Raw genomic sequence first — 24081 nt, 5'->3', positions numbered from 1 at the left:
AGCCGCGTCACGCCTCCTGCAGCATGCGGGCGATATTGCCCTCGGCCATGGCGGGCCCGATGCTCATGCCCACCCCGGTGTGCATGAGCGCGGCATGCAGGCCCGGTGCCACGTCCAGCCATGAGAAAGGTCTGGCCCCTTTGGCGCCGTACACCCCTTGCCAGCGTTCTACGACCTGCACGCGACAGCCGAGGGTGTCTTCACACAGTTGCAGCATCCAGTCATCAACCTGTTCGCCGTTGAAAGGCGATGGATCGTCGCCGTATTCGTGAGAATCCCCGACGATCAAATCGCCATAAGGGGTCGGGCTGATCAGCAGGTGAATACCGTGATCGTCCAGATGAGGGCTGTTGCGCAGAATCTCCTCCTGCACTGCGGCGGCCTCTGGCAAATCTGCAAATGCCCCGTAATGCACGCAGCTCAGGCCCGTGAGCAAAGCATGTTGCAGGTTCAACGCCACCTGCGGGCGCACACGCAACATTTGTAGGCGACAGACTTTAGGCGCGAGTTGCGCCATGGGCGCTGCCAGCAGGGTTTGGTAATCGTGGCCCGAACAGACAATCACCTGCGCGCCTTTGAAGCTGCCTGCGGTGGTGTGCACCACGCCCGGTTCGACGTCGCGCACCAGGGTTGAGAAATGAAACATGACGCCCAGCGCGTTGCGCAGGTACTCGATCAACGCCGGAATGGCTTCGCGGGAATAGACTTGTTGGTCGTCCAGGCCATGCAACGCGGCGCGGTGATGCTTGAACTGGCCGCCATACAGGGTGCCGAGATCACGGGCGCCGAGCCATTCGGCACGGTAGCCATGTTCCTGCGCGCGGCCCTGACAGAACGCATCGAGCAGTTGTTCTTCGGCTTCGGTGCGGGCGAACAGATACGAGCCGTTGCGCTTGAGGTCGAAGCCCGCCTGCCGGGACCAGTCTGCCCACATGCTGCGGCTGGCGCGGGCCAGGTCCAGCATTTCGCCGGGTGGCTGACCCGTGACCAGCGCTTGACCGAAGTTGCGCACCGACGCGCCCAGTGGCGTGGCCGTGCGCTCGAACACCCGCACCTTGAGGCCGCGCCGGGCTGCCGCGTAGGCGTGGGACAGGCCAAGAATCCCGGCACCGACGATCAGAATCGAGTTGGAATCGGACATAGCGAACTCCTCGGATGGCCCTTTACTGCGCGGCTTTTTCAGTCTTGCCGTCGTAACGCTTACGCCACTCGGTCAAAATCTGGTCGCGGTTTTTCGAGGCCCAGGCGAAGTCGTTTTTGATCAAACGCTGCTCATAGTCGGCAGGCAGTTCGGTCTGCGGCTTGGCGATCCCCGGCTGGGCCAATACCGCAAAGTTCTCTTTGTACAGCTCCATGGCTTCAGGGCTGGCAGAGAAGTCTGCCAGCTTTTTCGCCGCCTCTTCGTGGGGCGTGCCTTTGATCACCGCCGTGGCCTCGATCTCCCAACCCAGGCCTTCTTTGGGCAAAACGATGTCCAGCGGCGCGCCCTGGCGCTTGAGCTGCACGGCCGGGTATTCAAACGAAATACCGATCGGGAATTCACCCGCAGCCGCCAACTTGCAGGGCTTGGAGCCAGAGTGAACGTATTGCCCGATGTTCTGGTGCAGATCGTCCATGTACTGCCAGCCCTGCTTTTCACCGAAGGTTTGCAGCCATGCGCTCACGTCCAGAAACCCCGTCCCGGATGACGCCGGGTTAGGCATCACGATTTTGCCCTTGTATTCGGGCCGGGTCAGGTCTTGCCAGCTCACGGGCTTGGTCAGGCCCTGTTTTTCAGCCTCGATGGTGTTGAAGCAAATCGTCGCGGCCCACACGTCCATCCCCACCCAGGCCGGCGGGTTGGCCGCGTCGCGGTAGTTCGGGCCGATCTTGCCCAGGTCGTGGGGCGCGTAGTGTTGCAACATCCCTTGCTGGTCGAGGATCGCCAGACTGGATGCCGCCAGCCCCCACACCGCATCCGCCTGTGGACGCGCTTTCTCGGCCAGCAGTTTGGCAGTGATGATGCCGGTGGAGTCACGCACCCACTTGATTTCCACGTCCGGGTTGGCCTTTTCGAAGGCTTTTTTGTAAGTGTTGAGCTGTTCGGCTTCGAGGGCCGTGTACACGGTCAACTGGGTGTTGGCAGCAAACGCGTTGACGCTAAAAGCCGTGAGGACAGCAGCGACAAGGGCAAGAGGCTTGAACATGGTGCGGTTCCTTTGAGTGAGTGAAGGACGGATCATTGCGCCGGGGCGCCTTGGCGCCAGGCTTGCGAACGGCGCAGCAAGCCGCGTGAGGCAGCGGCCAGCAGCAGGGAGACACCCGCCGAGGTCAACAGAATCAGGGTCGACATGGCGGCGGCGCCGCCCACGTTGCCCGCGTCATCCATGTTCAGCACGGCCACCGCCGCGAGGAGGGTGTCGGGGCTGTAGAGGAAAATCGCGGCCGACACGGTGGTCATGGCCGATACAAACAGATAACGCACGATGTCCAGCAGCGCCGGCAGGCAGATCGGCACCGTGACCCGCAGGTAATGGCGATACAGCGGGGCCTTGAGCGATAACGCGGCGGCTTCGAACTCGGCATCCAGTTGGCGCAGGGCCGTGGTGGCGGTCATTTGCGCAGTGGTCAAATAGTGAGCAATGGTGCACACCACCAACAGCGTCATGGTTCCGTACAGCACATGCAGCGGGTTGCCGGTCAGGTTGAAAAAGAACACGTAGCCCAACCCCAACACGAGGCCCGGCACGGCCATGGGCACAAAGCTGAGCATGCGCAGGGCCAGGTTAAGCCCCTTCTGGCTCTTGGTTTTCTCCATCAGGTACGCGCCGGTGAAGATCACTGCGCTGCCGATCAACGCCGTCCACAGTGCCATGGTCAGGCTGTTGCGATAGGCCAGCCAGCCGCCCCCGGCCGTGTCGTTGAATTGATAGTGGTTGAGCGAGAGCGACAGGTTGTAGGGCCAGAACGTGACCAGCGACGAATACACCGCCATGCCGAACACCGTCAGCAAGACCGCGCACATCAGCAGCACGATGGCCAGATAACAACCGTCGCGCACCTTGCCCGGCGCCGGTGTGAAGACGTGAGCGCGGCCGCTCATGGCATCGCCGTGTTGCCGGCGCAGCCACGCATCGACGCCAAAACTGAACAGCGCAGGCAGCAGCAAGACCATGCCGATCAAGGCACCCCGGCCGAATTGTTGCTGCCCGACCACGGCTTTGTAGGCTTCCAGCGCCAGCACCTGATAGTCGCCCCCCACCACCACGGGCACGCCAAAATCGGTGATGGTCAGGGTGAACACCAGACAGAACGCGGCAAACACGGCTTGGCGTGTGCCGGGCCAGGTGATGCTGCGAAACGCTTTGAATGGTCCGGCGCCCATGCTGGACGCGGCATCGAACAGGCGAGCATCGGCCAGCGACAGGGCCGACAGCAAAATCATCAGGGCATGCGGAAAGGTGTAAATCGCCTCCCCCAGCACAATCCCCCAAAAGCCATAAATGTTGTCCGGCATCAGACCGCGCAACAGGCCCTGATTGCCGAACAGGTAGACCAGCGCAATACCCGGCAGCATGGACGGGGCCATCAACGGCAACAGCGATAGCCCGCGCCAGACACGTTTGCCGGGGATCAGAGTGCGTTGCAACGCGTAGGCAAACAGGTAGGCCAGCGGTACGACAATCACCGCCACGCTCAGCGAAACCTTCAGGCTGTTGCCGAGCAACCAATGAAAGTTGTCACTGACCAACAGCGCCCGTGCCGCCGCCCAGCCGCCGCCCTGCCCGTCTTCTGCGCTGAAGCCGCGCCAGAAGATCGCCAGCAACGGCATCAACACCGCGACGACCAACAGCAGCAATAACAGCCATTTGCCGCCGACCACGAAAATCCGGTCGCCGAGTTCGGCACGCGACAAGCGGTGAGTCAATTTGCCGGGCAGTGGCAACGCCATGTCCGCGGCCATCTCAGGCAAACACCTGCAAACTGGCGGGCGGCAAGGCGACCACAATGTCCTGATTACCGAGGCGCGGCAGGTCATGGCTGCTCACTTCGGCCATCAGCGCATGACCCGGCAAATGGTTGAGCTCAAAGCGCATGCGGCAGCGGTTGCCGAGGAAGGTGATCTCCCGCACACGGGCGGGAAACAGGTTTTCCTGATGCAGCACCGGATTAACAGTGATTGCTTCGGGCCGGCAGAACAACCGCCCTGAGGCGGCATGGCCGGTATCATCCGCCAGCCGCACGTTCAGGCCGCCGACCTGTGCATGGCTGTCGCTGCTGCGCTGGAACGGCAGCCAATTGCCCTGCCCGACAAACTCGGCCACAAACGGCGTGGCGGGCCGGTTGTAAATCGCCTGGGGCGTGTCGTATTGCTCGACCTTGCCATGGTTCATCACCGCAATACGGTCGGCCATCAGCATGGCTTCGTCCTGATTGTGGGTGACCATCAGCGTGGTGATGCCGAGCTGGCGCTGCAATTGACGCAGCTCGGTACACAAATGCTCGCGCACTCTGGCATCCAGGGCCGACATGGGTTCATCGAGCAACAGCAGCGAAGGCGACGGCGCCAGTGCCCGGGCCAGTGCGACACGTTGTTGCTGACCGCCCGAGAGCTGGCCGGGGAATTTCTTCTCGCTGCCGGTCAGGCCCACCAGTGCCAGCATTTCGCAGACCCGTTTGCGCACTACGTCGCGATTGCTGCCCGCCAGCCCGTAGGCGATGTTGGCTTCGACGCTGAGATTGGGAAACAAGGCGTAGGACTGAAACAGAATCCCGTAATCCCGTGCTTGAGGGGCGAGGTCGGAGACATCGCGGCTGCCTAGGTACAACACGCCGCTGTCCTGGCGTTCGAGCCCGGCAATGCAACGCAGCAGCGTGGTCTTGCCGCAGCCGGACGGCCCGAGCAGACACACCAGCTCGCCTGCGGCCACATCCAGCGACACATCATCCAGCGCGGTGAACGCGCCGAAGCGTTTGCTCACATTGCGCACCTGCATCGGCACGCCGGGTTGGGACAAAACGGTTGCGTTGGAGCGGTTCATGGATGCACCTCATCAAGCAGATGAGCGTCATCCTAGAGAGGCAATGCGTACAAGATGTGGCAGCAAGGCAAAAGCTGCCGATAGTGGTATTGGTGGATTTGGGTGAGGGACTTTTCAGCAGCCCGACATTTCCTGCGCCAACCCCAGGAAGGCCGCTGGCAAACGCGCCGCCTTTCGCTCTTTGAGGCAGTACAGGTATTCGTGAATCACGGGCGCGTTTTCCAGCGTCAGCACCCGCAACTGGGGATCGTGCGGCACTTCCTGACGGGCGATGATGCTGATGCCTATGTTGCGCAAAACGGCTTCACGAATGGACTCGCGACTGCCGATCTCCAGCAGCGGGCCAAAGCCCATACCGGCGGTGGCTAGCAGGTCTTCAGTCAGACGACGGGTGGTCGAACCCTGTTCGCGCATCAACAGGCAATGCCCGGCCAATGCACTGAGCGGCACATGATCCAGCGCGGCCAGCGGGTGATTGCGATGTACCGCCAGTACCAGCGGGTCCGAGCCCAGTACGCGGCGTATCAGACGCGGGTCTTCCAGCAGTTGCGAGGACACCGCAATGTCGACGCGATACTCCTCCAGCGCCTCCAGGACTTGCTGCGAATTGCCGATGTCCACCGACACGTCGATCTGCGGCAAACGCTCGCGAAAGGCTTTGACCAGATCGAGGATGTAATACGGCGCGGTCGCGGCGATACGCAATGCGCCCGTGCCCTGGCCGCTGTTGCGCAGGAAGAATTCGATGTCCGCTTCTTGCTGGAGTAACGCCTTGACCATCGGCATCAAGCGCACGCCGTCTTCGGTCAAGGTCAGACGGCGTCCTCCACGGTAGAACAGCTCCACGGCGTACTGGCTTTCAAGCTGGCGAATCTGCGTGGTCACCGTCGGCTGGCTGAGCCCGAGCTTTTTCGCAGCCTGCGTCATGCTGCCCAATTGGGCCACCCGGTAAAACGCTTTCAGCTCGGCACTCAGCACTGCGGCCTCTCTTGATCTATTTGCGCAACAGGCGCAACCCGTTGAACACCACCAACAGGCTTACGCCCATGTCGGCAAACACGGCCATCCACATGGTGGCCAGACCGAGGAAGGTTACCGCAAGAAAGATCGCTTTGATGACCAGCGCCAACGCGATGTTCTGCTTAAGGATGCTGGACGTTTGACGTGACAGGCGAATGAATGCCGGGATTTTGCGCAGATCGTCGTCCATCAGGGCGACATCGGCCGTTTCTATCGCCGTATCGGTGCCTGCCGCCGCCATGGCGAAACCGATTTCGGCCCGTGCCAGGGCCGGGGCGTCGTTGATCCCGTCACCGACCATGCCTACGTGATGGCCTTTGGCATACAGCGCTTCAATGGCCTTCAGTTTGTCCTCCGGCAGCAGGTTGCCTTGCGCTTCGTCGATGCCCACTTGCGCGGCAATGGCCTTGGCCGTGTGCGGGTTGTCACCGGTCAGCATGAGGGTTTTGATGCCCAGCGCGTGCAACTCGGCAATCGCTTCGCGGCTGGAGGCCTTGACCGTGTCGGCAACGGCAAACAGCGCCATGGGGCCTGCGCTGTCGCACAACAGGATCACCGTCTTGCCCTGCTGCTCCAGGGCGAACAGTTTTTCTTCCAGCTCAGGGGAGCACAGGCCCAGTTCTTCCACCAGACGATGGTTGCCCAAGTGATAAAGCGTGCCGTCGATTTCGCCCCGCACGCCACGCCCGGCCAGTGCGGTGAAGTTATCCACAGCGCGCCACGCCTGTTTTTTATCCACAGCGGCATTGGCCACTGCCAGCGACACCGGGTGATCGGAACGCGAGGCCAGGCTGGCGGCCAGCAATACGGCACTGTCAGCCACCAGCGGGTCCAGCGGCAGGTAATCGGTTTGCACCGGCTTGCCGTGGGTGATGGTGCCGGTTTTATCCAGCGCCAGGTAGTCGAGTGTGTGACCGCTTTCGAGGTAAACCCCCCCTTTGACCAGGATGCCTTTGCGCGCCGCAGCCGCCAGCCCGCTGACGATGGTCACGGGGGTCGAAATCACCAGCGCGCACGGGCACGCCACCACCAACAGCACCAGCGCGCGGTAAACCCAGTCAAACCACAAGCCGCCCATGAGTAACGGCGGAACTACGGCCACGGCCAGCGCCAACAGAAACACCACAGGCGTGTAGATTTTGGCGAAGCTGTCGACGAAACGCTGGGTCGGGGCCCGGGCACCTTGGGCTTGTTCCACGGCATGGATGATGCGCGCCAGCGTGGAGTGGTTGGCCGCCGCTGTGACGCGGTACTCCAATGATCCCGCCTGATTGATGGTGCCGGCGAAGACTTTATCGCCCACGGTCTTCTCAATCGGCAGGCTTTCGCCGGTGATGGGCGCCTGATCGATGGTTGAACGGCCTGACACCACTTCGCCATCCAAGCCAATGCGCTCACCAGGGCGCACGCGCACGATGGCCTCCAGGGCGATGTCTTTGACGTCCAGCTCAAGCCAGCCGCCGTCTGCCTGCTGCACCGTGGCTTTGTCAGGCGCCATTTGCATCAGGCCACCGATGGCATTGCGGGCGCGGTCGAGGGATTTGGCTTCGATCAGCTCGGCCACGGTAAACAGGAACATCACCATCGCCGCTTCAGGCCATTGGCCAATCAAGATGGCACCGGTCACAGCGATGCTCATGAGCGCGTTGATGTTCAGGTTGAGGTTTTTCAGGGCGATCCAGCCCTTCTTGTAGGTGGTCAGACCGCCGCTGAAGATCGACACCAGCGCCACCAGCGCAATCACCCAAGTCGGCGCGGCATTCGTGAAGTGCAGCACTTCCGCAGCCAGTGCTCCCACGCCGGACACTGCAAGCGGCCACGCGTGTTTTTTCTCGACCGGCGCAGGCGGACTATCGCTGCCCGATTCCAACGGATCGGCCTGCATGCCGAGGGACTTGATCGCCTCGACTATAGGGTCGGTAGACGGCAGGTCGTGGGTCACGCCGAGCACGCGGTTGATCAGGTTGAATTCCAGTTGCTGCACACCCCCCAGCTTGCCCAGTTTGTTTTGAATGAGCGTCTGTTCGGTCGGGCAGTCCATCGCTTCAATGCGGAAGCTGCTCAGCCGGGCGCCTGCCGTGGGCGCAGCGCTGAGTTTAATCACGCTCGGACCTTCTGCCGCCGAACAGCAACTGTGGGCATGGGCCTCAAGCTCATGCGTGGCGCCGTGATCGTGATCGTGATCGTGATCGTGATCGTGATCGTGATCGTGATCGTGATCAGCGTGCGGTTTGTGCGGGGTGTGGATGGAATCGCTCATCAGGGTGCGTCCAGAAAAGGTGCTTGTTGCCAAGTAAAGACCCTGTAGCCACTATAGGGTCAAGCAACCTGTCGGAGAGAGGCGTAATGAAAATCGGGGAACTGGCGAAATTGACCGACTGTCAGGTCGAAACTATCCGTTATTACGAGCGCGAAGGGCTGCTGCCGGAGCCGGCGCGCAGTGAGGGTAATTATCGGTTGTACACCCAGACACACGTTGAGCGACTCACGTTTATCCGCAATTGCCGCAGCCTGGACATGACCCTTGAAGAGATCCGCAGCCTGCTGAACCTGCGCGACAGCCCGCAGGACCAATGCGAAAGCGTCAACGCGCTGATCGACGAGCACATCCAGCACGTGAAAGCGCGAATTGATGGCTTGCAGGCCTTGCAGACACAGCTGCTCGACCTGCGCCAACGCTGTGGCGAAGGCCCGGAGAAGGATCAGTGTGCGATATTGCAGCGTCTGGAGGTCAGCGGTTCAGTGGCTGCGCCAGAAGGCGAACCGAGCCATGTGGGCAGAAGCCACGGGCATTGATGGGTAAAGTACAGTCAATTAACAAGAAAGCGTTATTAATTGACTGTTTGAAGCGGTCAAATCAAGTCGAATTCAGCGTACGTGAGAGTACTAGCTGACCACCTCAGATTCGGGCTCATATTCGCCCCAAGAAAAATAAAGTACCGCACTAATACGTGCTTGCCGACATGGGGCTGATAGACAACCGGGGGGATCGTGAATTCCATTGATTGGTCTGGGTAAACGGTCATTTTGTGTTGAGAGTCGACCCAAATACCGGAGTCCTGTGTCCAGCGGATCTCCAGCGCGTTATATCGGTGCATGTTGGCAATGGGATCAATAATGACTTTAATGCCATCCGGGTGAGCCTTCGTATCCAGAACACCATCAACCACACCCATTACCTTCAGGATGGGTTTAGGCCCCAATGAGGGTGCGACATACACCAACGTTCCAAGCGAAGGTGTGACACCCCCCGCTTGTGGCATATGGAAATAGACAATTTCGGATTTCTTCCCTACAAATTGGACAGCCTCGGTGTCAGGCAAGGTGATCAGCACACCCTCTTGTTTGCTCTCAACACGCACGGGGTCCGATCGATATTCATAAAAATCGTCTGCCGAGAGTACAGTCCAGACCGCCCGAACTGTGTCGCCGACTTCAATCTCTGGTACATCTGTATCTATGAATACCGTTATTGCATTTCTAAAAAACGGATGTCCGATTATTTCCTGCGCAATGACCACCCCCTCGGGCGCAGTGACACCAAAATAAAAATATTCCTCCTCGTAGAGGTATATGACCTGTGGCGGGAATAAACCAGCCCGGACACTTTTACCACTCGTCCGGATATCACGTTTTATCGCTGTGCCAACTTTTTCGCTCAGCCAGAAACCTTCAGTGTTTAATTCATCTTTATGCGTCATGACAGGCTCTCCAGTTACATCGCAATTGAAGAGCCAAATAAACATGCTTCTGCTTTATCAGTAACTGTCATAACTAACAGTTGAATAGACTCTTTCGGTATAGATCCAAGCACCCATAATGCCGCGTACAACGCCAGGGTTGGACGCGGCGCGGGATCGGGAGGGTGAGTTACACCGCCATCGGCGCGGTCATGGGCGCATGGTGCTGATAGCCTTCGAGGCTGAAGTCGCTCGGCTCGATTAGCTCCAGCCATTCAGGCTGGTACACACCCGTCTTGGCAAACTCGGGCACGCGCTCCGAAATCACCAGTTTGGGCATCGGGAACGGCTCGCGGGTCAGTTGTTCGTTGAGCATGTCCAGGTGGTTTTCATACACGTGGGCATCGCCAATGAAGTAGGTGAACCAGCGCGGCGTATAGCCGGTCAAGCGGCCGATCAGGCTCAGTAAGGCAGCGCCTTCCGTCAGGTTGAACGGCGTGCCCAGGCCCAGGTCGTTGGAGCGAATGTAGAGGGTCAGGGAGATTTCCCGGGTCTCGACGTTCGGGTGGAACTGGTACAGCAAGTGGCACGGCGGCAAAGCCATTTCGTCGAGCTGGGCACAGTTCCAGCCGTGGAACAGGATACGGCGGCTGCCCGGGTCGTTGATGATCGTGTCGACGCACTGGCGCACCTGATCGATGGCCTTGTAGAGCACCACGTACGGTTGGCCGTCTTCTTCACCTTCAGCGATCTGGCGGTAGCCCTGGCTCAGGCAAAGTTCGATGGCCGCCCGATTGCTGCGGGCAACCTGCTTGTACGCGGGCCATTTGCGCCATTGCACGCCATAGATTTCGCCAAGGTCGTCTTCACCCTGACGGAACGGGTTGGCCAGCCACTGGGCGTTTTCATTGGCGTTCTGGTCCCAGACTTTGCAGCCCAGGGCGCGGAAGTCAGCCGCGCTGTTGACCGGACGCAAGAAACCGCACATCTCGCCAATGGCCGATTTGAACGCCATGCGTCGGGTGGTGATGGCCGGAAAGCCTTCCTTGAGGTCGTAGCGCAACATGGCGCCGGGCAGACTGATGGTCTTCACACCGGTACGGTTGGCTTGCAGGGTGCCGTTTTTAATGACGTCGGCAACGAGGTCGAGATATTGCTTCATGGTTTTCCTACCGTTTGAATGCAGGGCCGCGCAGCCCTGCGATTCGAATTTATTGCGCTGCTTGGCGGGCCGCCGGATCGCGGTGGTACGCCCACCAGATCAAGAACAGGCCACCGAGAATCATCGGGATGCAGAGAATTTGACCCATCGTCACCCAGCCGAACGCCAGATAGCCTAGCTGAGCATCCGGCACGCGGACGAACTCGACGATGAAACGGAAAATCCCGTAGAACAGGGCGAACATGCCGGAAACGGCCATGGTCGGGCGCGGTTTGCGCGAGTACAGCCACAGAATCAGGAAGAGTGCCACACCTTCGAGGGCGAACTGGTAAAGCTGCGACGGGTGACGCGCCAGTTGCTGCGGATCGGTCGGGAAAATCATCGCCCAGGGCACGTCGCTCGCCTTGCCCCACAACTCGGCATTGATGAAGTTGCCGATACGTCCGGCACCCAGGCCAATCGGCACCACCGGCGCAATAAAGTCCATGATCTGGAAGAACGACTTGTTGTTGCGCTTGCCGAACCACCAGGTCGCCAGCATCACGCCGATCAGCCCGCCGTGGAACGCCATGCCGCCCTTCCACACTTCAAAGATCAGCAGCGGGTTGGCGATATAAGCGCTCAGGTCGTAAAACAACACATAGCCCAATCGCCCGCCGACGATCACGCCCATGGCCACCCAAAACACCAGGTCGGAGAGTTTCTCTTTGGTCCAGGTCGGGTCGAAGCGGTTCAGGCGGCGCGACAGGATCAGCCAGGCGGCGCCAATGCCGATCAGGTACATCAAGCCGTACCAATGGATTTTCAGCGGGCCGATGGCCAATGCCACCGGGTCAATCTGCGGGTAAGGCAGCATTGCGACTCCTTGTTAGATCAGGAAACTCAAACCGACACAGAACAACAGTGCGGCAAACAGCCGTTTCAGCAAGCGCGGCGATAGTGTGTGGGCCAAACGCGCACCAAAACGGGCGAAAAACATGCTGGTCAGGGCAATCCCGAGCAGCGCCGGCAAATACACAAACCCGAGACTATGCGCGGGCAGGTCGGGGTTGTGCCAGCCGATGATCATGAAACTTAATGCACCTACCAACGCAATCGGCAGCCCGCAAGCGGCCGACGTGGCCACGGCTTGCTGCATCGGCACACTGCGCCAGCTCAGGAACGGCACGGTCAAGGAGCCACCGCCCACCCCGAAAATCGCCGACGCCCAGCCAATCACGGTGCCCGCGAGGGTCAGACCGACTTTACCCGGCACCGTTCGGCTGGCTTTGGGTTTGAGTTCAAGCGCCATTTGCACGGCGATGACCAAGGCAAAAACGCCAATGATTTTCTGCAAATGAGGACCGGCAATCGCTTCGGCCGTCAGCGCACCGATGCCCGCGCCGATCAAAATGCCCAGCGCCATCCACACAAACAGTGGCCAGCGCACCGCGCCTTTGCGGTGGTGTTCGCGGATCGAATTGATCGAAGTAAAGATGATCGTGGCCAATGAGGTGCCCACGGCCAGATGGGTCAGCACCTCGGGGTTGAAGCCCTGCAAGGTGAAACTGAACACCAGCACCGGGACGATGATGATGCCGCCCCCGACCCCGAACAAACCGGCCAATACCCCGGCAAAGCCTCCCAGCACCAGATAGAGCAGAAATTCCATGACGCCCCCCCAAATTTGACCCGCATGGTAACGGAGCAAGGGCTTGGGCTCCACACATGGCGCGAGACGCCTGAGCAATCTATAAGTACAGGGGTTAAAAAAACATTAAGGACTGACCATGTGCCTGATTGTCTTCGCGTGGCGCCCCGGCCATGCACAGCCGCTGGTGGTGGCGGCGAACCGGGATGAATTTTATGCCCGCCCCGCCAGGCCCCTTGCGCAGTGGGTCGATGCGCCGCACGTGTATGCCGGGCGTGATCTGGAGGCAGGCGGCACGTGGCTGGGCGTTGGCGCGAACGGCCGCTTTGCGGCTTTGACCAATATTCGCGAACCGCACAAACCGCCTACACGGCGTTCGCGGGGGGATTTGGTTGCGCGCTTTTTAGGCGGGAATCAATCGACTGCCGAGTATTTAAACGACGTTAGTCAACAATCAGTGAATTACGCTGGCTTCAATTTGCTGGTGGGCACCCGCAACGAGCTCTGGCATTTCAATTCCAGGGACGTCGCCCCGGTGCGCCTGAATTCGGGGGTTTATGGCCTGTCCAACGCCGGACTGGACACACCGTGGCCCAAATTAGTGAAAGCCAGGGCCGCGCTCGGCGACGTGTTAAACGCACCCGACCCGCAAGCGTTGCTGGCCATTCTGGAAGATCGACAGACTGCCTCATTCAGTGAGCTGCCCGATACCGGTGTGGGGCTGGCCACGGAGCATTTGCTGTCGAGTATCTTTATTGCCAGCACCACCTACGGCACCCGTGCCAGCACGGCACTGATTGTTAACGCTGACGGTTCAAGGGTGATGGTGGAACACAGCTTCGGGCCCAATGGCGGGCGCCTGGGGGAAGTCAGGCTGGAGCAGCCCTCACCCTGATCCGCTCCTGTGCGAGAGGGCCGGGTGAGGCGGTTGTTAATACGGCTTGATGGCCGCCGGGTTCATCATGCGGGTCAGGCCCATGTTTTTCAGGGCCAGTTGCACGGTGCTACGAATCACCTGTGGGTTGTCGATGGTCATGACTTCGGCCAGCAGCTCCTTGGCACGGCTGAGTTCAACCTGACGCAGCATCCATTTCACTTTCGGCAAGTTGGTGGCGTTCATCGACAGGCTGTCGAAGCCCATGGCCATCAACAGGATCGCCGCCGCCGGATCGCCCGCCATTTCGCCGCAGATGCTGGCAGGCTTGCCTTCGGCGTGGGCATCGCGCACCACCGATTGCAAGGCTTGCAGCACCGCCGGGTGCAGGTAGTCGTACAAGTCGGCAACGCGCGGGTTGTTGCGGTCCACCGCCAGCAGGTATTGGGTAAGGTCGTTGGAACCGACAGACAGGAAGTCCACCTGCCTCGCCAGTTCCCGGGTCTGGTAAACCGCTGCGGGGATTTCTATCATCACACCGATGGGGGGCATCGGCACATCGGTGCCTTCATCGCGCACTTCGCCCCAGGCACGGTGCAGCAAGTGCAGGGCTTCTTCGAGTTCGTGCGTGCCAGAGATCATCGGCAACAAAATACGCAGGTTGTTCAGGCCTTCGCTGGCCTTGAGCATGGCCCGGGCCTGAACCAGAAAGATTTCCGGGTGATCGAGGGTGACGCGAATCCCGCGCCAGCCGAGGAACGGGTTGTCTTCTTTGATCGGGAAGTACGACAGTGACTTGTCGCCGCCAATGTCCAGGCTGCGCATGGTCACCGGTTGCGGATGGAAGGCGGCGAGTTGCTCGCGATAAATCGCCAGCTGCTCCTTTTCGCTCGGAAAGCGCTGATTGATCATGAACGGCACTTCGGTGCGGTACAGACCTACGCCTTCTGCGCCGCGCTGTTGCGCCCGTGCCACATCGGCCAGCAAGCCGGTGTTGACCCACAGCGGCATGCGGTGCCCGTCCGGGGTGATGCACGGCAGTTCGCGCAGGGCATCGAGGCCCTGGGACAACTGACGCTCTTCTTCCACCACGTCGGCGTATTGCTTGCGCAGCAGTTCACTGGGGTTGGTGTAGACCTCGCCGTGATAGCCGTCGACGATCATCTGAATGCCGTCGACCTTGGAATACGGCAGGTCCACCAGGCCCATGACGGTCGGGATACCCATGGCCCGGGCCAGGATCGCCACGTGGGAGTTGCCCGAGCCCAGTACCGAGACCAGACCGGCCAGTTTGCCCTCGGGCACCTCGCCAAGCATGGTTGCCGTCAGCTCTTCACTGACCAGGATCGTGTGGTCGGGGTAGACCATGGTTTGTTTTCGATCATGCTGCAAATAGGCCAGCAGCCGCCGACCCAGGTCGCGCACATCCGACGCCCGCTCGCGCAGGTAATCGTCGTCCATCAATTCGAAACGGTTGACGTGGTCCGTCACCACCTGACGCAACGCGCCCTGGGCCCACTGACCGGTCTTGATTACATTTTTGACTTCGCTGCCCAGTGACGCGTCGTCGAGCATCATCAGGTAAACGTCGAACAGCGCCTGTTCTTCGGGGCGCAGTTGCGTGGCGAGTTTTTTCGACACGGCACGCATGTCATTGCGCACGCCTTCGAGGGCGGTCTTGAACAGGGCGATTTCCGCCGGGATGTCGGTGATGGCCTTGTCGGGCACCACGTCGAGATCGGCCGGGGGCAGCATGACCACCGCCGTGCCGACCGCTGCGCCGGGGGAACCGGGCACGCCGACAAACTTGGCTTCCTGGATGCCCTTGCCCTGACGCCCCAGGCCGCGAATCGAGCCGGTGGCTTCAGCGTGGGCGATCACCCCGGCCAGTTGCGCGCTCATCGTGACCAGAAAGGCTTCTTCGCCTTCGTCGAACTGGCGACGTTCTTTTTGCTGGATCACCAGAACACCGACCACACGGCGGTGGTGGATGATCGGCGCGCCCAGGAAGGCGGCATAACGCTCTTCACCGGTCTCGGCAAAGTAGCGATAGCGCGGGTGATCGGCGGCGTTTTCGAGGTTCAGAGGTTCTTCACGGGTGCCCACCAGGCCGACCAGGCCTTCGTTGGGCGCCATGCTGACCTTGCCGATCGAGCGCTTGTTCAAGCCCTCGGTGGCCATCAACACAAAACGGTTGGTCTCTGGATCAAGCAAATAGACCGAGCAGACCTGACTGCCCATGGCCTCTTTGACGCGCAACACAATAATCCCCAACGCCGCCTTGAGATCCTTGGCGGAGTTAACTTCCTGGACGATCTTGCGCAGCGTATTGAGCATGGCTCGGGGTCGAACTCCGTGTCAGGCGCGCGTTAAAAGGCGCGGGGCAAGCTCTTTGAGAGCGCGACGGTAGACCTCGCGCTTGAATGTCACCACCTGGCCCAACGGATACCAATAGCTGACCCAGCGCCAGCCATCGAATTCCGGTTTACCGGTCAAATCCATCCGCACCCGCTGCTCGTTAGAGATCAGGCGCAGCAAAAACCACTTCTGCTTCTGGCCGATGCACAGCGGCTGGCTGTGGGTACGGACCAAACGTTGCGGCAAACGATAGCGCAACCAGCCTCGCGTGCAGGCGAGTATTTCTACATCTTCGCGTTCAAGGCCAACTTCTTCGTTCAGCTCACGGTACAAGGCGTCCTCTGGCGTCTCATCAGGGTTGATACCGCCCTGTGGAAACTGCCACGCGTCTTGATTGATTCGGCGAGCCCAAAGTACCTGACCAGCATCATTTGTCAGAATAATCCCGACATTAGGACGGAAACCATCGGGGTCGATCACGGCAACAACCTCGCAAACGCATGTCGCCGCATTGTTCCACAAAGGTTGTGAACGCAGCAACGCGCCACCCTGTCTTATGTGCACTCTTCTTAAAAGACCGTATTCTTGTGGCCTTTCAACCGACAGCTCAGCGGGTAATTGCAATGCGTCTGGCTTTATTCGACTTGGACAACACCCTTTTAGGCGGCGACAGCGACCACGCATGGGGCGATTACCTGTGCGAACGCGGCATTCTCGACGGTGAGGCCTACAAAGCGCGCAACGACGCGTTTTATCAGGATTACCTGGCAGGCACACTCGATAACGCGGCCTACCTGAATTTCAGCATGGAAATCTTCGGCCGCCATGACATGGCGCAACTGGATCAGTGGCACCGTGAATTCATGCGCGACTGCATCGAGCCGTTGATGCTGCCCAAGGCCCAGGCGCTGCTGGCCCAACACCGCGAAGCTGGCGATACGCTGGTCATCATTACCGCCACCAATCGCGTGGTCACCGCGCCGATTGCCAGGCACTTGGGCGTGGAACATTTGATCGCCACCGAGTGCGAGATCGTCGATGGCCGCTACACCGGCCGCAGCGCTGACGTTCCGTGCTTTCGAGAAGGCAAGGTCACGCGCCTGACACGCTGGATGGCAGAAAACGGCCACACCCTCGAAGACAGCTACTTTTACAGTGATTCGATGAACGACCTGCCGTTGCTGGAATGTGTCACCCATCCAGTAGCCGTCGACCCGGACCCCAACCTGCTGGCCGAAGCCATCAAACGTGGCTGGAAGGTCATGTCGCTGCGCGACTGAATGCAAAAGCCCCTCTTTGCAGAGGGGCTCGTCGGGTTCAGCACACGGCTTAAACCGGCTTGGCGCCCATCAAACCGGCGATGGCGACAAAGCAAACGGCACAAAAAATCGCCAACAGCAGCGTGAAACGAGGGTGTTTGGCCACGCGCCCCAACCGCAAGCGATTGAGCCTGACCACCAGCCACACCCAGCTCAGCGAGCCCAACAGGTACAAGCAACTACCCGCCAGCAACCACAGTTGACTCAACGGCCAACCCGCCAGATGCACCAGCCACCACCCGCTGACGGGCAAGGCCAGCAGGCACAGCCCCATCAAAGCCCAGACAAAGCCCCACGGGCGTCGCAACGCGCCACCCGACACGTCTTTATCCCCGGCCCGGTTACGGCGAATAACCACCACCAGCAACGCAATGGCGCAGACGAACAGCAGCAGTGTCGACACCCCATGCAACAGCTTCAACGCGGTGAAGGTTTCCATGTCATTGCTTCCTTGAACGGTTCATTCAGCTTAGCGCCTATCAGCCAAGAAACAGCTGATAGGCCGGGTTATCACTTTCATCCCAGTACGGATAGCCAATGTCCGCCAGCGCGGCAGGCACCAGATGACGCTCGTCCGCAGGCACTTGCAACCCGGCCATCACCCGGCCATCTGCGGCGCCATGGTTGCGGTAATGGAACATCGAGATATTCCAGCGCCCACCCAGTTTGTTGAGGAAGTTGAACAAGGCACCGGGGCGTTCCGGGAATTCGAAGCGGAACAACTGCTCATCACTGACTTTGTCGGCGTGCCCGCCCACCATGTGGCGGATGTGCAACTTGGCCAGTTCGTTGTCGGTCAGGTCCACCACCGGGAAGCCTTGCTCGCGCAAGCTCGCCAGCAAGGCGCTGCGCGGATCGTTGACCGGGTGCGTCTGCACGCCGACAAAAATGTGCGCTTCACGGCCGGTGTGGTAGCGGTAGTTGAATTCGGTGATCTGACGCTTGCCGATCGCCTGGCAGAACGCCTTGAAACTGCCGACCTCTTCAGGAATGGTCACCGCGATGATGGCTTCACGGCCTTCACCCAACTCCGCGCGTTCGGCCACATGGCGCAAACGGTCGAAGTTGACGTTGGCGCCCGAGTCGATCGCAACCAGCGTCTGGCCCTTCACGCCACGCTGCTCGACGTATTTCTTGATCCCGGCCACACCCAGCGCACCGGCAGGTTCGGTGATCGAGCGGGTATCGTCGAAGATATCCTTGATGGCAGCACAGATCTCGTCTGTGCTGACCGTGATGACTTCATCCACGTAGTCTTTGCAGATATCAAAGGTGTGCTGGCCAATCTGGCCGACGGCCACGCCATCGGCAAAGATGCCCACGGTCGGCAACACCACGCGCTCGCCCGCGGCCATGGCGGCTTGCAGGCAGTTGGAATCGTCCGGCTCCACGCCAATGACCTTGATGTCCGGCCGCAAGTACTTCACGTACGCGGCGATCCCTGCAATCAGCCCGCCGCCGCCCACCGGCACGAAAATCGCGTCCAGCGGCGCCGGGTGCTGGCGCAGAATTTCCATCGCCACGGTGCCCTGCCCGGCGATGGTGTGCGGGTCATCGTAGGGATGCACGTAGACGTAGCCTTTTTGCTCCACCAATTGCAGTGAGTACGCCAGCGCCTCGGGGAACGAATCGCCGTGCAGCACCACAATGCCACCACGGGAACGCACGCCTTCGATTTTGATCTCGGGCGTGGTTTTGGGCATCACGATGGTGGCCTTGACCCCCAGCTTTTTGGCGGCCAGCGCCAGGCCCTGAGCGTGATTGCCCGCAGAAGCCGTGACCACGCCACACGCGCGCTCGGCGTCGCTCAGGTGCATCAACTTGTTGTAAGCGCCACGAATCTTGAACGAGTACACAGGCTGCAGATCTTCGCGTTTAAGCCAAATCTGATTGCCCAACCGCTCGGTCAGCTGGTTGGCGGCTTGCAAGGGCGTTTCAACGGCCACGTCATAAACGCGCGAGTTGAGGATCTTCTTAACGTACTGTTCGAGCATCGGAAAGCGTCACTGTGCGAGTTAGCAGGGACCCGGGAGTCTACCCCAGCGTTTACGCGGCCGACCACACGAAATGGGAGGTTTATACCGCCTCCTCATCCTGACCCTCTGCTAAAGGAACAGGGCACAGGGTCGCACCCGTTGTCAGACCACGCCCACAGCTCAACGCTTGTCCGTATAATGCCGGCCTTCTGTTCCCCTTCCCGCCCCGGAGCCCGCATGACCCAGGATCAACTCAAACAGGCCGTCGCCCAAGCGGCTGTCGATTTCATCCTCCCAAAACTGGATGACAAGAGCATCGTGGGGGTCGGCACCGGCTCCACGGCCAACTGCTTCATCGACGCACTGGCCCAACACAAAGGCGCGTTCGACGGCGCCGTCGCCAGCTCCGAAGCCACCGCCGCACGCCTCAAGGGCCACGGAATTCCGGTGTATGAACTCAACACCGTCAGCGACCTGGAGTTCTACGTGGACGGCGCCGACGAGAGCGACGAGCACCTGAACCTGATCAAGGGCGGTGGCGCAGCCCTGACCCGCGAGAAGATCGTGGCCGCCGTTGCCAAGACTTTCATCTGCATCGCCGACGCCAGCAAGCTGGTGCCAGTGCTGGGTGCGTTCCCGCTGCCGGTCGAAGTGATCCCGATGGCCCGCAGCCACGTGGCCCGCGAGTTGGTCAAACTGGGCGGCGACCCGGTTTACCGCGAAGGTGTCATCACCGACAACGGCAATATCATCCTTGACGTGTTCAACATGCAGATCACCAACCCGGTGGAACTGGAGCGTCAAATCAACGCCATCGTGGGCGTGGTGACGAACGGTTTGTTCGCGGCACGGCCTGCGGATTTGCTGTTGCTGGGCACACCAGAAGGCGTAAAAACCCTGTCGAAATAAAACCTCAGGCATGAAAAAGCCGACGCATGCGTCGGCTTTTTTGTACGCGTTGACTTATCCGCGCTTGTAAACGATTTCTTTGGTGTCACCGCCGCAGGTGCCGACCACTTTGCCATCAGCCGAAGCGCCCTTGTCCACGATCTCCAGCGAGTAGTGTGGAACACCCTTGGCGTCTAGTTTGGCGGCAATTTCGCTTTTCAGCTCACCGCAGTCTTTTGCGGCAAAGGCTGTGCTCGCCAGTGTCATCAAACCGACAGCCACTAAAATCTTCTTCATCCGTCACATCCCCTGTTCAAAACAAAAAGGGTGCGCCGCGCTTGTGCAGCGTCGCACCCAGACGGTGTAGCGGAGTTTATGGCAAACGGCCAGCTCACAAGTTCAAAAGGATTGCGCGACTCAGCTGCTGGCGATGCGGAATCCGACCTTAAGGGTCACCTGGTAGTGCGCCACTTTGCCGTCCTTGATGTGCCCGCGAGTCTCCAGCACTTCGAACCACTCCATGTGCTTGATGCTTTTGTTGGCCTCGGCCAGTGCATTACTGATGGCGTCTTCTATGCTGCTCGGGGACGAGCCTACCAGTTCGATTTTCTTGTAGGTGTGATGGTCAGACATAACGTTCTCCATTTATCGTTACTCGCAGCGAATGTGCTGAATACTTGGGAAGCGATGCGAAAGGAAAAGTTCAGGTTTACTGCACTTTCTGAAAACGCCGGAGTCGGACTTAACACACACAGTCACTCATCAATGCAGGAGAGCCCTAATGGCTAGCAATTCTTTACGTAAAGCCTCATTGCAAAGCATGGAAGCTGAGATCGAGAGCCTGCTTAAGTCTCTGGAAAGCCTCAAAGACGACGCCTCGGAAGAGTCCAAGAAGACCCTTAAGGCACTCAAAGGCAATGCTGAGAATGCCCTCAAACATTCCCGTCACCTGCTCAGCGAAACCTTCGAAGAAGTGAAGGACAAAACCCGCGAGACGGCCATTGCCACCCGCGAATACGCTCAAGAGCACCCCTACGCCACAGCGGGCGTTGCCATCGGCGCACTGGGCCTGCTGGCCGCTTACCTGATGTGCAAGCGCGGCAACTAAACCGCGTTACGCGCAAGCTCAGCCTTGAGCCATTGCGCCAGTTGCCGGGCGCGCCCATCTGCGGCGCGTTTGGGCAGCCATAACGCCAGTTGCGCCGGGGTTTGCACAAAACCCCACGGCGCAACCAGGCGCCCTGCCTTGAGGTCCTCGGTGACCAGCGGCTGCGGGGCAATCGCAACGCCCAACCCGGCGACTGCGGCCTCCAGCAGGTAGTACAAGTGCTCAAACCCCTGCCCATATTTCAATGCCGTTGCATCGAGTGCATGCTGCTGCGCCCAGCTGGGCCATGCCTGCGGCCTGGACGTGGTGTGCAGTAACGCCTCATCGAGCAAGGCGCCGACCGGTGCATTGCGCAACTGTTCATAACGGGCGAAGCGCGGGCTGAGCACAGGCCCGATCCACTCGCTGCCTAATTCATACACCTGCATGTCGGCGGGCCACGGCGGCTCAGCGAACACCAGCAAGGCGTCGAGTCCCGGTTTACGGGGGTCAAGATCGCCTTCACCGGCAGACAGGTGCAAACGCAAATCCGGCAAATCGGCGTTCAACCGCCCCAGCCGGGGGATGAACCAGCGCGCCAGCAAACTGCCCGAACACCCCAGCACAAACGGCGCATCAATGTGGCTTTGCGTGAGTTCGTTGCACACGTTGCGTACGCGATCAAAGGCTTCGCTGCTGGCATCTCGCAGGCGCACCCCGGCGTCGGTCAGCCTCAGGCCACGGCCTTCCTTGACGAACAGGCTCACGCCCAAGTGCTCTTCGAGGACTTTGATTTGCCGACTGACGGCGCCGTGGGTGACGTTCAACTGTTCAGCCGCCAGACTGACGCTGTTCAGGCGGGCAGTGGCTTCGAAGGCACGCAGGGCATTTAAGGGTGGGAGGTCGCGGCTCATGGTATCTGTGAGTTTTCCTGACAGGTTGCGGCGATCTTATCGGTTTTCATCGCGGTCTGTCGCGCGTAGAGTCAGGCCCATCGACCTTCGTACCTTTTCAGCTGGAGCGTCCCATGACTCAATCCAATTTGCGTACCGGCCCCGACGCCAATGGCCTGTTCGGTTCATTCGGCGGCCGTTACGTGGCAGAAACCCTGATGCCCTTGATCCTTGAGCTGGATCGCGAATACGAGCTGGCCAAGCACGACCCCGAATTCATCAAAGAACTGGCGTACTTTCAGCGCGACTACGTGGGCCGTCCCAGCCCGCTGTACTACGCCGAACGCCTGACCGAGTTCTGCGGCGGCGCAAAAATCTACCTCAAGCGTGAAGAGCTGAACCACACCGGCGCGCACAAAATCAACAACTGCATCGGCCAGATCCTGCTGGCACGGCGCATGGGCAAAAAACGCATCATTGCCGAAACCGGCGCCGGGATGCACGGCGTGGCCACCGCCACCGTGGCGGCGCGGTTCGGCCTGCAATGCGTGATCTACATGGGCACGACCGACATCGAACGTCAGCAAGCCAACGTGTTCCGCATGAAGCTGCTGGGCGCCGAAGTGATCCCGGTCGTGGCCGGTACCGGCACGCTCAAGGACGCCATGAATGAAGCCCTGCGTGACTGGGTGACCCATGTCGACAGCACGTTCTACCTGATCGGCACCGTGGCGGGCCCGCACCCGTACCCGGCGATGGTGCGCGACTTCCAGGCCGTGATCGGCAAGGAAACCCGCGACCAGATGCAGGCACAGGAAGGCCGCCTGCCCGACAGCCTGGTGGCGTGCATCGGTGGCGGCTCCAACGCCATGGGCCTGTTCCACCCGTTCCTGGACGACACCAGCGTTCAGATCATCGGCGTCGAAGCGGCCGGGTACGGCATCGAAACCGGCAAGCACGCCGCCAGCCTCAATGGCGGAGAGCCAGGGGTCTTGCACGGCAACCGCACGTTCCTGTTGCAGGACAACGACGGTCAGATCATCGACGCTCACTCCATTTCTGCCGGTCTCGATTACCCCGGCATCGGCCCGGAACACGCGTGGTTACATGACATCGGTCGTGTCGAATACACCTCGGTCACTGACGATGAAGCCCTCGACGCGTTCCATAAATGCTGCCGCCTGGAAGGCATCATCCCCGCGCTGGAAAGCGCCCACGCACTGGCTGAAGTATTCAAGCGCGCACCGACCCTGCCAGCCGACCACTTGATGGTGGTCAACTTGTCCGGTCGCGGCGACAAAGACATGCAAACCGTGATGCACCACATGGAACAGTCCCAGCAGGAGAAACAATGATGAGCCGCCTGCAAACCCGCTTTGCCGAACTCAAGGAACAGAATCGCGCCGCACTGGTGACCTTTGTCACGGCGGGCGATCCGGATTACGCCACGTCGCTGGCCATTCTTAAAGGCCTGCCTGCTGCGGGGGCGGACGTGATCGAGCTGGGCATGCCGTTCACCGACCCGATGGCCGATGGTCCCGCCATCCAACTGGCCAACATTCGTGCGCTCAGCGGCCATCAGAATCTGGCCAAAACCCTGCAAATGGTGCGCGAGTTCCGCGAAGGGAACAGCGATACCCCGCTGGTGTTGATGGGCTATTTCAACCCGATTCACCATTACGGCGTGGCCAAATTCATTGCCGAAGCGAAGGCATCCGGCGTTGACGGGATGATCGTGGTGGACATGCCGCCCGAGCACAACAGCGAGCTGTGCGACCCCGCACAAGCAGCGGGCCTGGATTTTATCCGCCTGACCACACCCACCACCGACGACGCACGACTGCCCAAAGTACTGACCGGCAGTTCGGGTTTTGTGTATTACGTGTCGGTCGCGGGTGTGACCGGGGCAGGTTCTGCGACCACCGATCAGGTCAGTGAAGCCATTGAACGTCTGCGTCGGCACACCGACTTGCCGATCAGTGTCGGGTTTGGCATTCGCACCCCGGAACAGGCGGCCGCCATTGCCCGCTTGGCCGACGGCGTGGTGGTCGGCTCGGCGCTGATCGACAAGATCGAAAATGCCGCAACCCCGGAACAGGCTGTGGATGGTGTGCTGAGCCTGTGTGCCGCCTTGGCTGAGGGTGTTCGCAAAGCCCGGGGCTAACCGTGAAAA

General features: G+C 60.2%; 24 protein-coding genes. 7 read left to right on the top strand and 17 right to left on the bottom strand.

Going from position 1 to position 24081, the window contains the following annotated elements:
* Positions 1–7 precede the first annotated feature (7 nt).
* The 6 genes from IF654_RS01610 to IF654_RS01585 all read right to left on the bottom strand — a co-directional run bounded on the left by IF654_RS01610 (position 8) and on the right by IF654_RS01585 (position 8301).
* Positions 8–1141 carry a TIGR03364 family FAD-dependent oxidoreductase gene (locus IF654_RS01610; protein ID WP_194862821.1) on the bottom strand — a complete coding sequence of 378 codons (1134 nt, stop codon included), beginning with the start codon at positions 1139–1141 and terminating at the stop codon, positions 8–10.
* A 22-nt stretch (positions 1142–1163) separates the two neighbouring features.
* Complete coding sequence (locus tag IF654_RS01605; protein WP_047279493.1) at positions 1164–2186, bottom strand: putative 2-aminoethylphosphonate ABC transporter substrate-binding protein; 1023 nt, start codon at positions 2184–2186, stop codon at positions 1164–1166.
* Positions 2187–2218: 32 nt separating this feature from the next.
* A complete protein-coding gene (locus IF654_RS01600; protein WP_047281500.1) occupies positions 2219–3943 on the bottom strand; it encodes a putative 2-aminoethylphosphonate ABC transporter permease subunit in 1725 nt (574 codons plus the stop codon).
* 1 nt (position 3944) lies between these two features.
* Positions 3945–5021 carry a putative 2-aminoethylphosphonate ABC transporter ATP-binding protein gene (locus IF654_RS01595; RefSeq protein WP_047278474.1) on the bottom strand — a complete coding sequence of 359 codons (1077 nt, stop codon included), beginning with the start codon at positions 5019–5021 and terminating at the stop codon, positions 3945–3947.
* Positions 5022–5135: 114 nt separating this feature from the next.
* Positions 5136–5999, bottom strand: a complete 864-nt coding sequence (locus IF654_RS01590; RefSeq protein WP_095009412.1) for a LysR family transcriptional regulator — start codon at positions 5997–5999, stop codon at positions 5136–5138.
* A 16-nt stretch (positions 6000–6015) separates the two neighbouring features.
* Positions 6016–8301, bottom strand: coding sequence for a heavy metal translocating P-type ATPase (locus IF654_RS01585; RefSeq protein WP_194862822.1), 2286 nt, complete (start codon positions 8299–8301; stop codon positions 6016–6018).
* Between the two features lie 86 nt (positions 8302–8387).
* Here IF654_RS01585 and cadR point away from each other — a divergent pair, with 86 nt between their 5' ends.
* Positions 8388–8837: a Cd(II)/Pb(II)-responsive transcriptional regulator gene (gene cadR / locus IF654_RS01580; RefSeq protein WP_047278480.1), complete on the top strand. Its 450-nt coding sequence runs from the start codon at positions 8388–8390 to the stop codon at positions 8835–8837.
* 56 nt (positions 8838–8893) lie between these two features.
* Here cadR and IF654_RS01575 read toward each other — a convergent pair whose 3' ends face one another.
* The 4 genes from IF654_RS01575 to IF654_RS01560 form a co-directional block, all read right to left on the bottom strand.
* Positions 8894–9742 (bottom strand): hypothetical protein, encoded by an 849-nt coding sequence (locus IF654_RS01575; RefSeq protein WP_194862823.1) that lies wholly within the window; start codon positions 9740–9742, stop codon positions 8894–8896.
* Positions 9743–9911: 169 nt separating this feature from the next.
* Complete coding sequence (locus tag IF654_RS01570; RefSeq protein WP_047283250.1) at positions 9912–10883, bottom strand: thymidylate synthase; 972 nt, start codon at positions 10881–10883, stop codon at positions 9912–9914.
* Positions 10884–10932: 49 nt separating this feature from the next.
* Complete coding sequence (gene lgt, locus IF654_RS01565) at positions 10933–11739, bottom strand: prolipoprotein diacylglyceryl transferase (RefSeq protein WP_047278487.1); 807 nt, start codon at positions 11737–11739, stop codon at positions 10933–10935.
* A gap of 12 nt (positions 11740–11751) precedes the next feature.
* Positions 11752–12534, bottom strand: coding sequence for a sulfite exporter TauE/SafE family protein (locus IF654_RS01560; RefSeq protein WP_047279198.1), 783 nt, complete (start codon positions 12532–12534; stop codon positions 11752–11754).
* A gap of 118 nt (positions 12535–12652) precedes the next feature.
* Between IF654_RS01560 and IF654_RS01555 the strand changes: the two genes are divergently transcribed.
* Positions 12653–13408, top strand: a complete 756-nt coding sequence (locus IF654_RS01555) for an NRDE family protein (RefSeq protein ID WP_194862824.1) — start codon at positions 12653–12655, stop codon at positions 13406–13408.
* A gap of 36 nt (positions 13409–13444) precedes the next feature.
* Here the strand turns inward: IF654_RS01555 and ptsP are convergent, their stop codons facing one another.
* Positions 13445–15724: a phosphoenolpyruvate--protein phosphotransferase gene (gene ptsP / locus IF654_RS01550; protein ID WP_047278490.1), complete on the bottom strand. Its 2280-nt coding sequence runs from the start codon at positions 15722–15724 to the stop codon at positions 13445–13447.
* 21 nt (positions 15725–15745) lie between these two features.
* Complete coding sequence (locus IF654_RS01545; RefSeq protein ID WP_047278492.1) at positions 15746–16225, bottom strand: RNA pyrophosphohydrolase; 480 nt, start codon at positions 16223–16225, stop codon at positions 15746–15748.
* A gap of 143 nt (positions 16226–16368) precedes the next feature.
* Between IF654_RS01545 and IF654_RS01540 the strand changes: the two genes are divergently transcribed.
* Positions 16369–17025, top strand: coding sequence for a histidinol-phosphatase (locus tag IF654_RS01540; protein ID WP_047281505.1), 657 nt, complete (start codon positions 16369–16371; stop codon positions 17023–17025).
* A gap of 49 nt (positions 17026–17074) precedes the next feature.
* On the opposite strand, the gene IF654_RS01535 is transcribed toward IF654_RS01540, so the two are convergent.
* The gene (locus tag IF654_RS01535) at positions 17075–17503 is read right to left on the bottom strand and encodes a DUF2269 family protein (protein ID WP_047281506.1); all 429 of its coding nucleotides are present in this window, start codon (positions 17501–17503) and stop codon (positions 17075–17077) included.
* A gap of 40 nt (positions 17504–17543) precedes the next feature.
* Positions 17544–19058: a threonine ammonia-lyase, biosynthetic gene (gene ilvA, locus IF654_RS01530; protein WP_047278497.1), complete on the bottom strand. Its 1515-nt coding sequence runs from the start codon at positions 19056–19058 to the stop codon at positions 17544–17546.
* Positions 19059–19277: 219 nt separating this feature from the next.
* Between ilvA and rpiA the strand changes: the two genes are divergently transcribed.
* Positions 19278–19949: a ribose-5-phosphate isomerase RpiA gene (gene rpiA, locus IF654_RS01525; protein WP_047278499.1), complete on the top strand. Its 672-nt coding sequence runs from the start codon at positions 19278–19280 to the stop codon at positions 19947–19949.
* Between the two features lie 54 nt (positions 19950–20003).
* On the opposite strand, the gene IF654_RS01520 is transcribed toward rpiA, so the two are convergent.
* A complete protein-coding gene (locus IF654_RS01520) occupies positions 20004–20225 on the bottom strand; it encodes a DUF1161 domain-containing protein (protein ID WP_047278501.1) in 222 nt (73 codons plus the stop codon).
* A gap of 120 nt (positions 20226–20345) precedes the next feature.
* The gene (locus IF654_RS01515; RefSeq protein ID WP_047278502.1) at positions 20346–20561 is read right to left on the bottom strand and encodes a dodecin; all 216 of its coding nucleotides are present in this window, start codon (positions 20559–20561) and stop codon (positions 20346–20348) included.
* Positions 20562–20709: 148 nt separating this feature from the next.
* On the opposite strand from IF654_RS01515, the gene IF654_RS01510 reads away from it, so the two are divergent.
* Positions 20710–21036, top strand: a complete 327-nt coding sequence (locus IF654_RS01510; RefSeq protein WP_047278504.1) for an ElaB/YgaM/YqjD family protein — start codon at positions 20710–20712, stop codon at positions 21034–21036.
* Here IF654_RS01510 and IF654_RS01505 read toward each other — a convergent pair.
* Positions 21033–21929 carry a LysR family transcriptional regulator gene (locus IF654_RS01505; protein WP_047281507.1) on the bottom strand — a complete coding sequence of 299 codons (897 nt, stop codon included), beginning with the start codon at positions 21927–21929 and terminating at the stop codon, positions 21033–21035. The two genes, IF654_RS01510 and IF654_RS01505, sit on opposite strands and share 4 nt — an antisense overlap.
* A gap of 113 nt (positions 21930–22042) precedes the next feature.
* Between IF654_RS01505 and trpB the strand changes: the two genes are divergently transcribed.
* Positions 22043–23263 carry a tryptophan synthase subunit beta gene (trpB, locus tag IF654_RS01500; protein WP_047278508.1) on the top strand — a complete coding sequence of 407 codons (1221 nt, stop codon included), beginning with the start codon at positions 22043–22045 and terminating at the stop codon, positions 23261–23263.
* The gene (gene trpA, locus IF654_RS01495; RefSeq protein ID WP_047278510.1) at positions 23263–24072 is read left to right on the top strand and encodes a tryptophan synthase subunit alpha; all 810 of its coding nucleotides are present in this window, start codon (positions 23263–23265) and stop codon (positions 24070–24072) included. Before trpB ends, trpA begins: the two co-directional genes overlap by 1 nt.
* The last annotated feature ends 9 nt before the right edge of the window (positions 24073–24081 follow it).

This window comes from Pseudomonas lundensis (assembly GCF_015377145.2).
GTDB lineage: Bacteria > Pseudomonadota > Gammaproteobacteria > Pseudomonadales > Pseudomonadaceae > Aquipseudomonas > Aquipseudomonas lundensis.
Note: the sequence above shows the minus strand (reverse complement) of the source record. Positions and strands in the feature narration are given on the sequence as shown.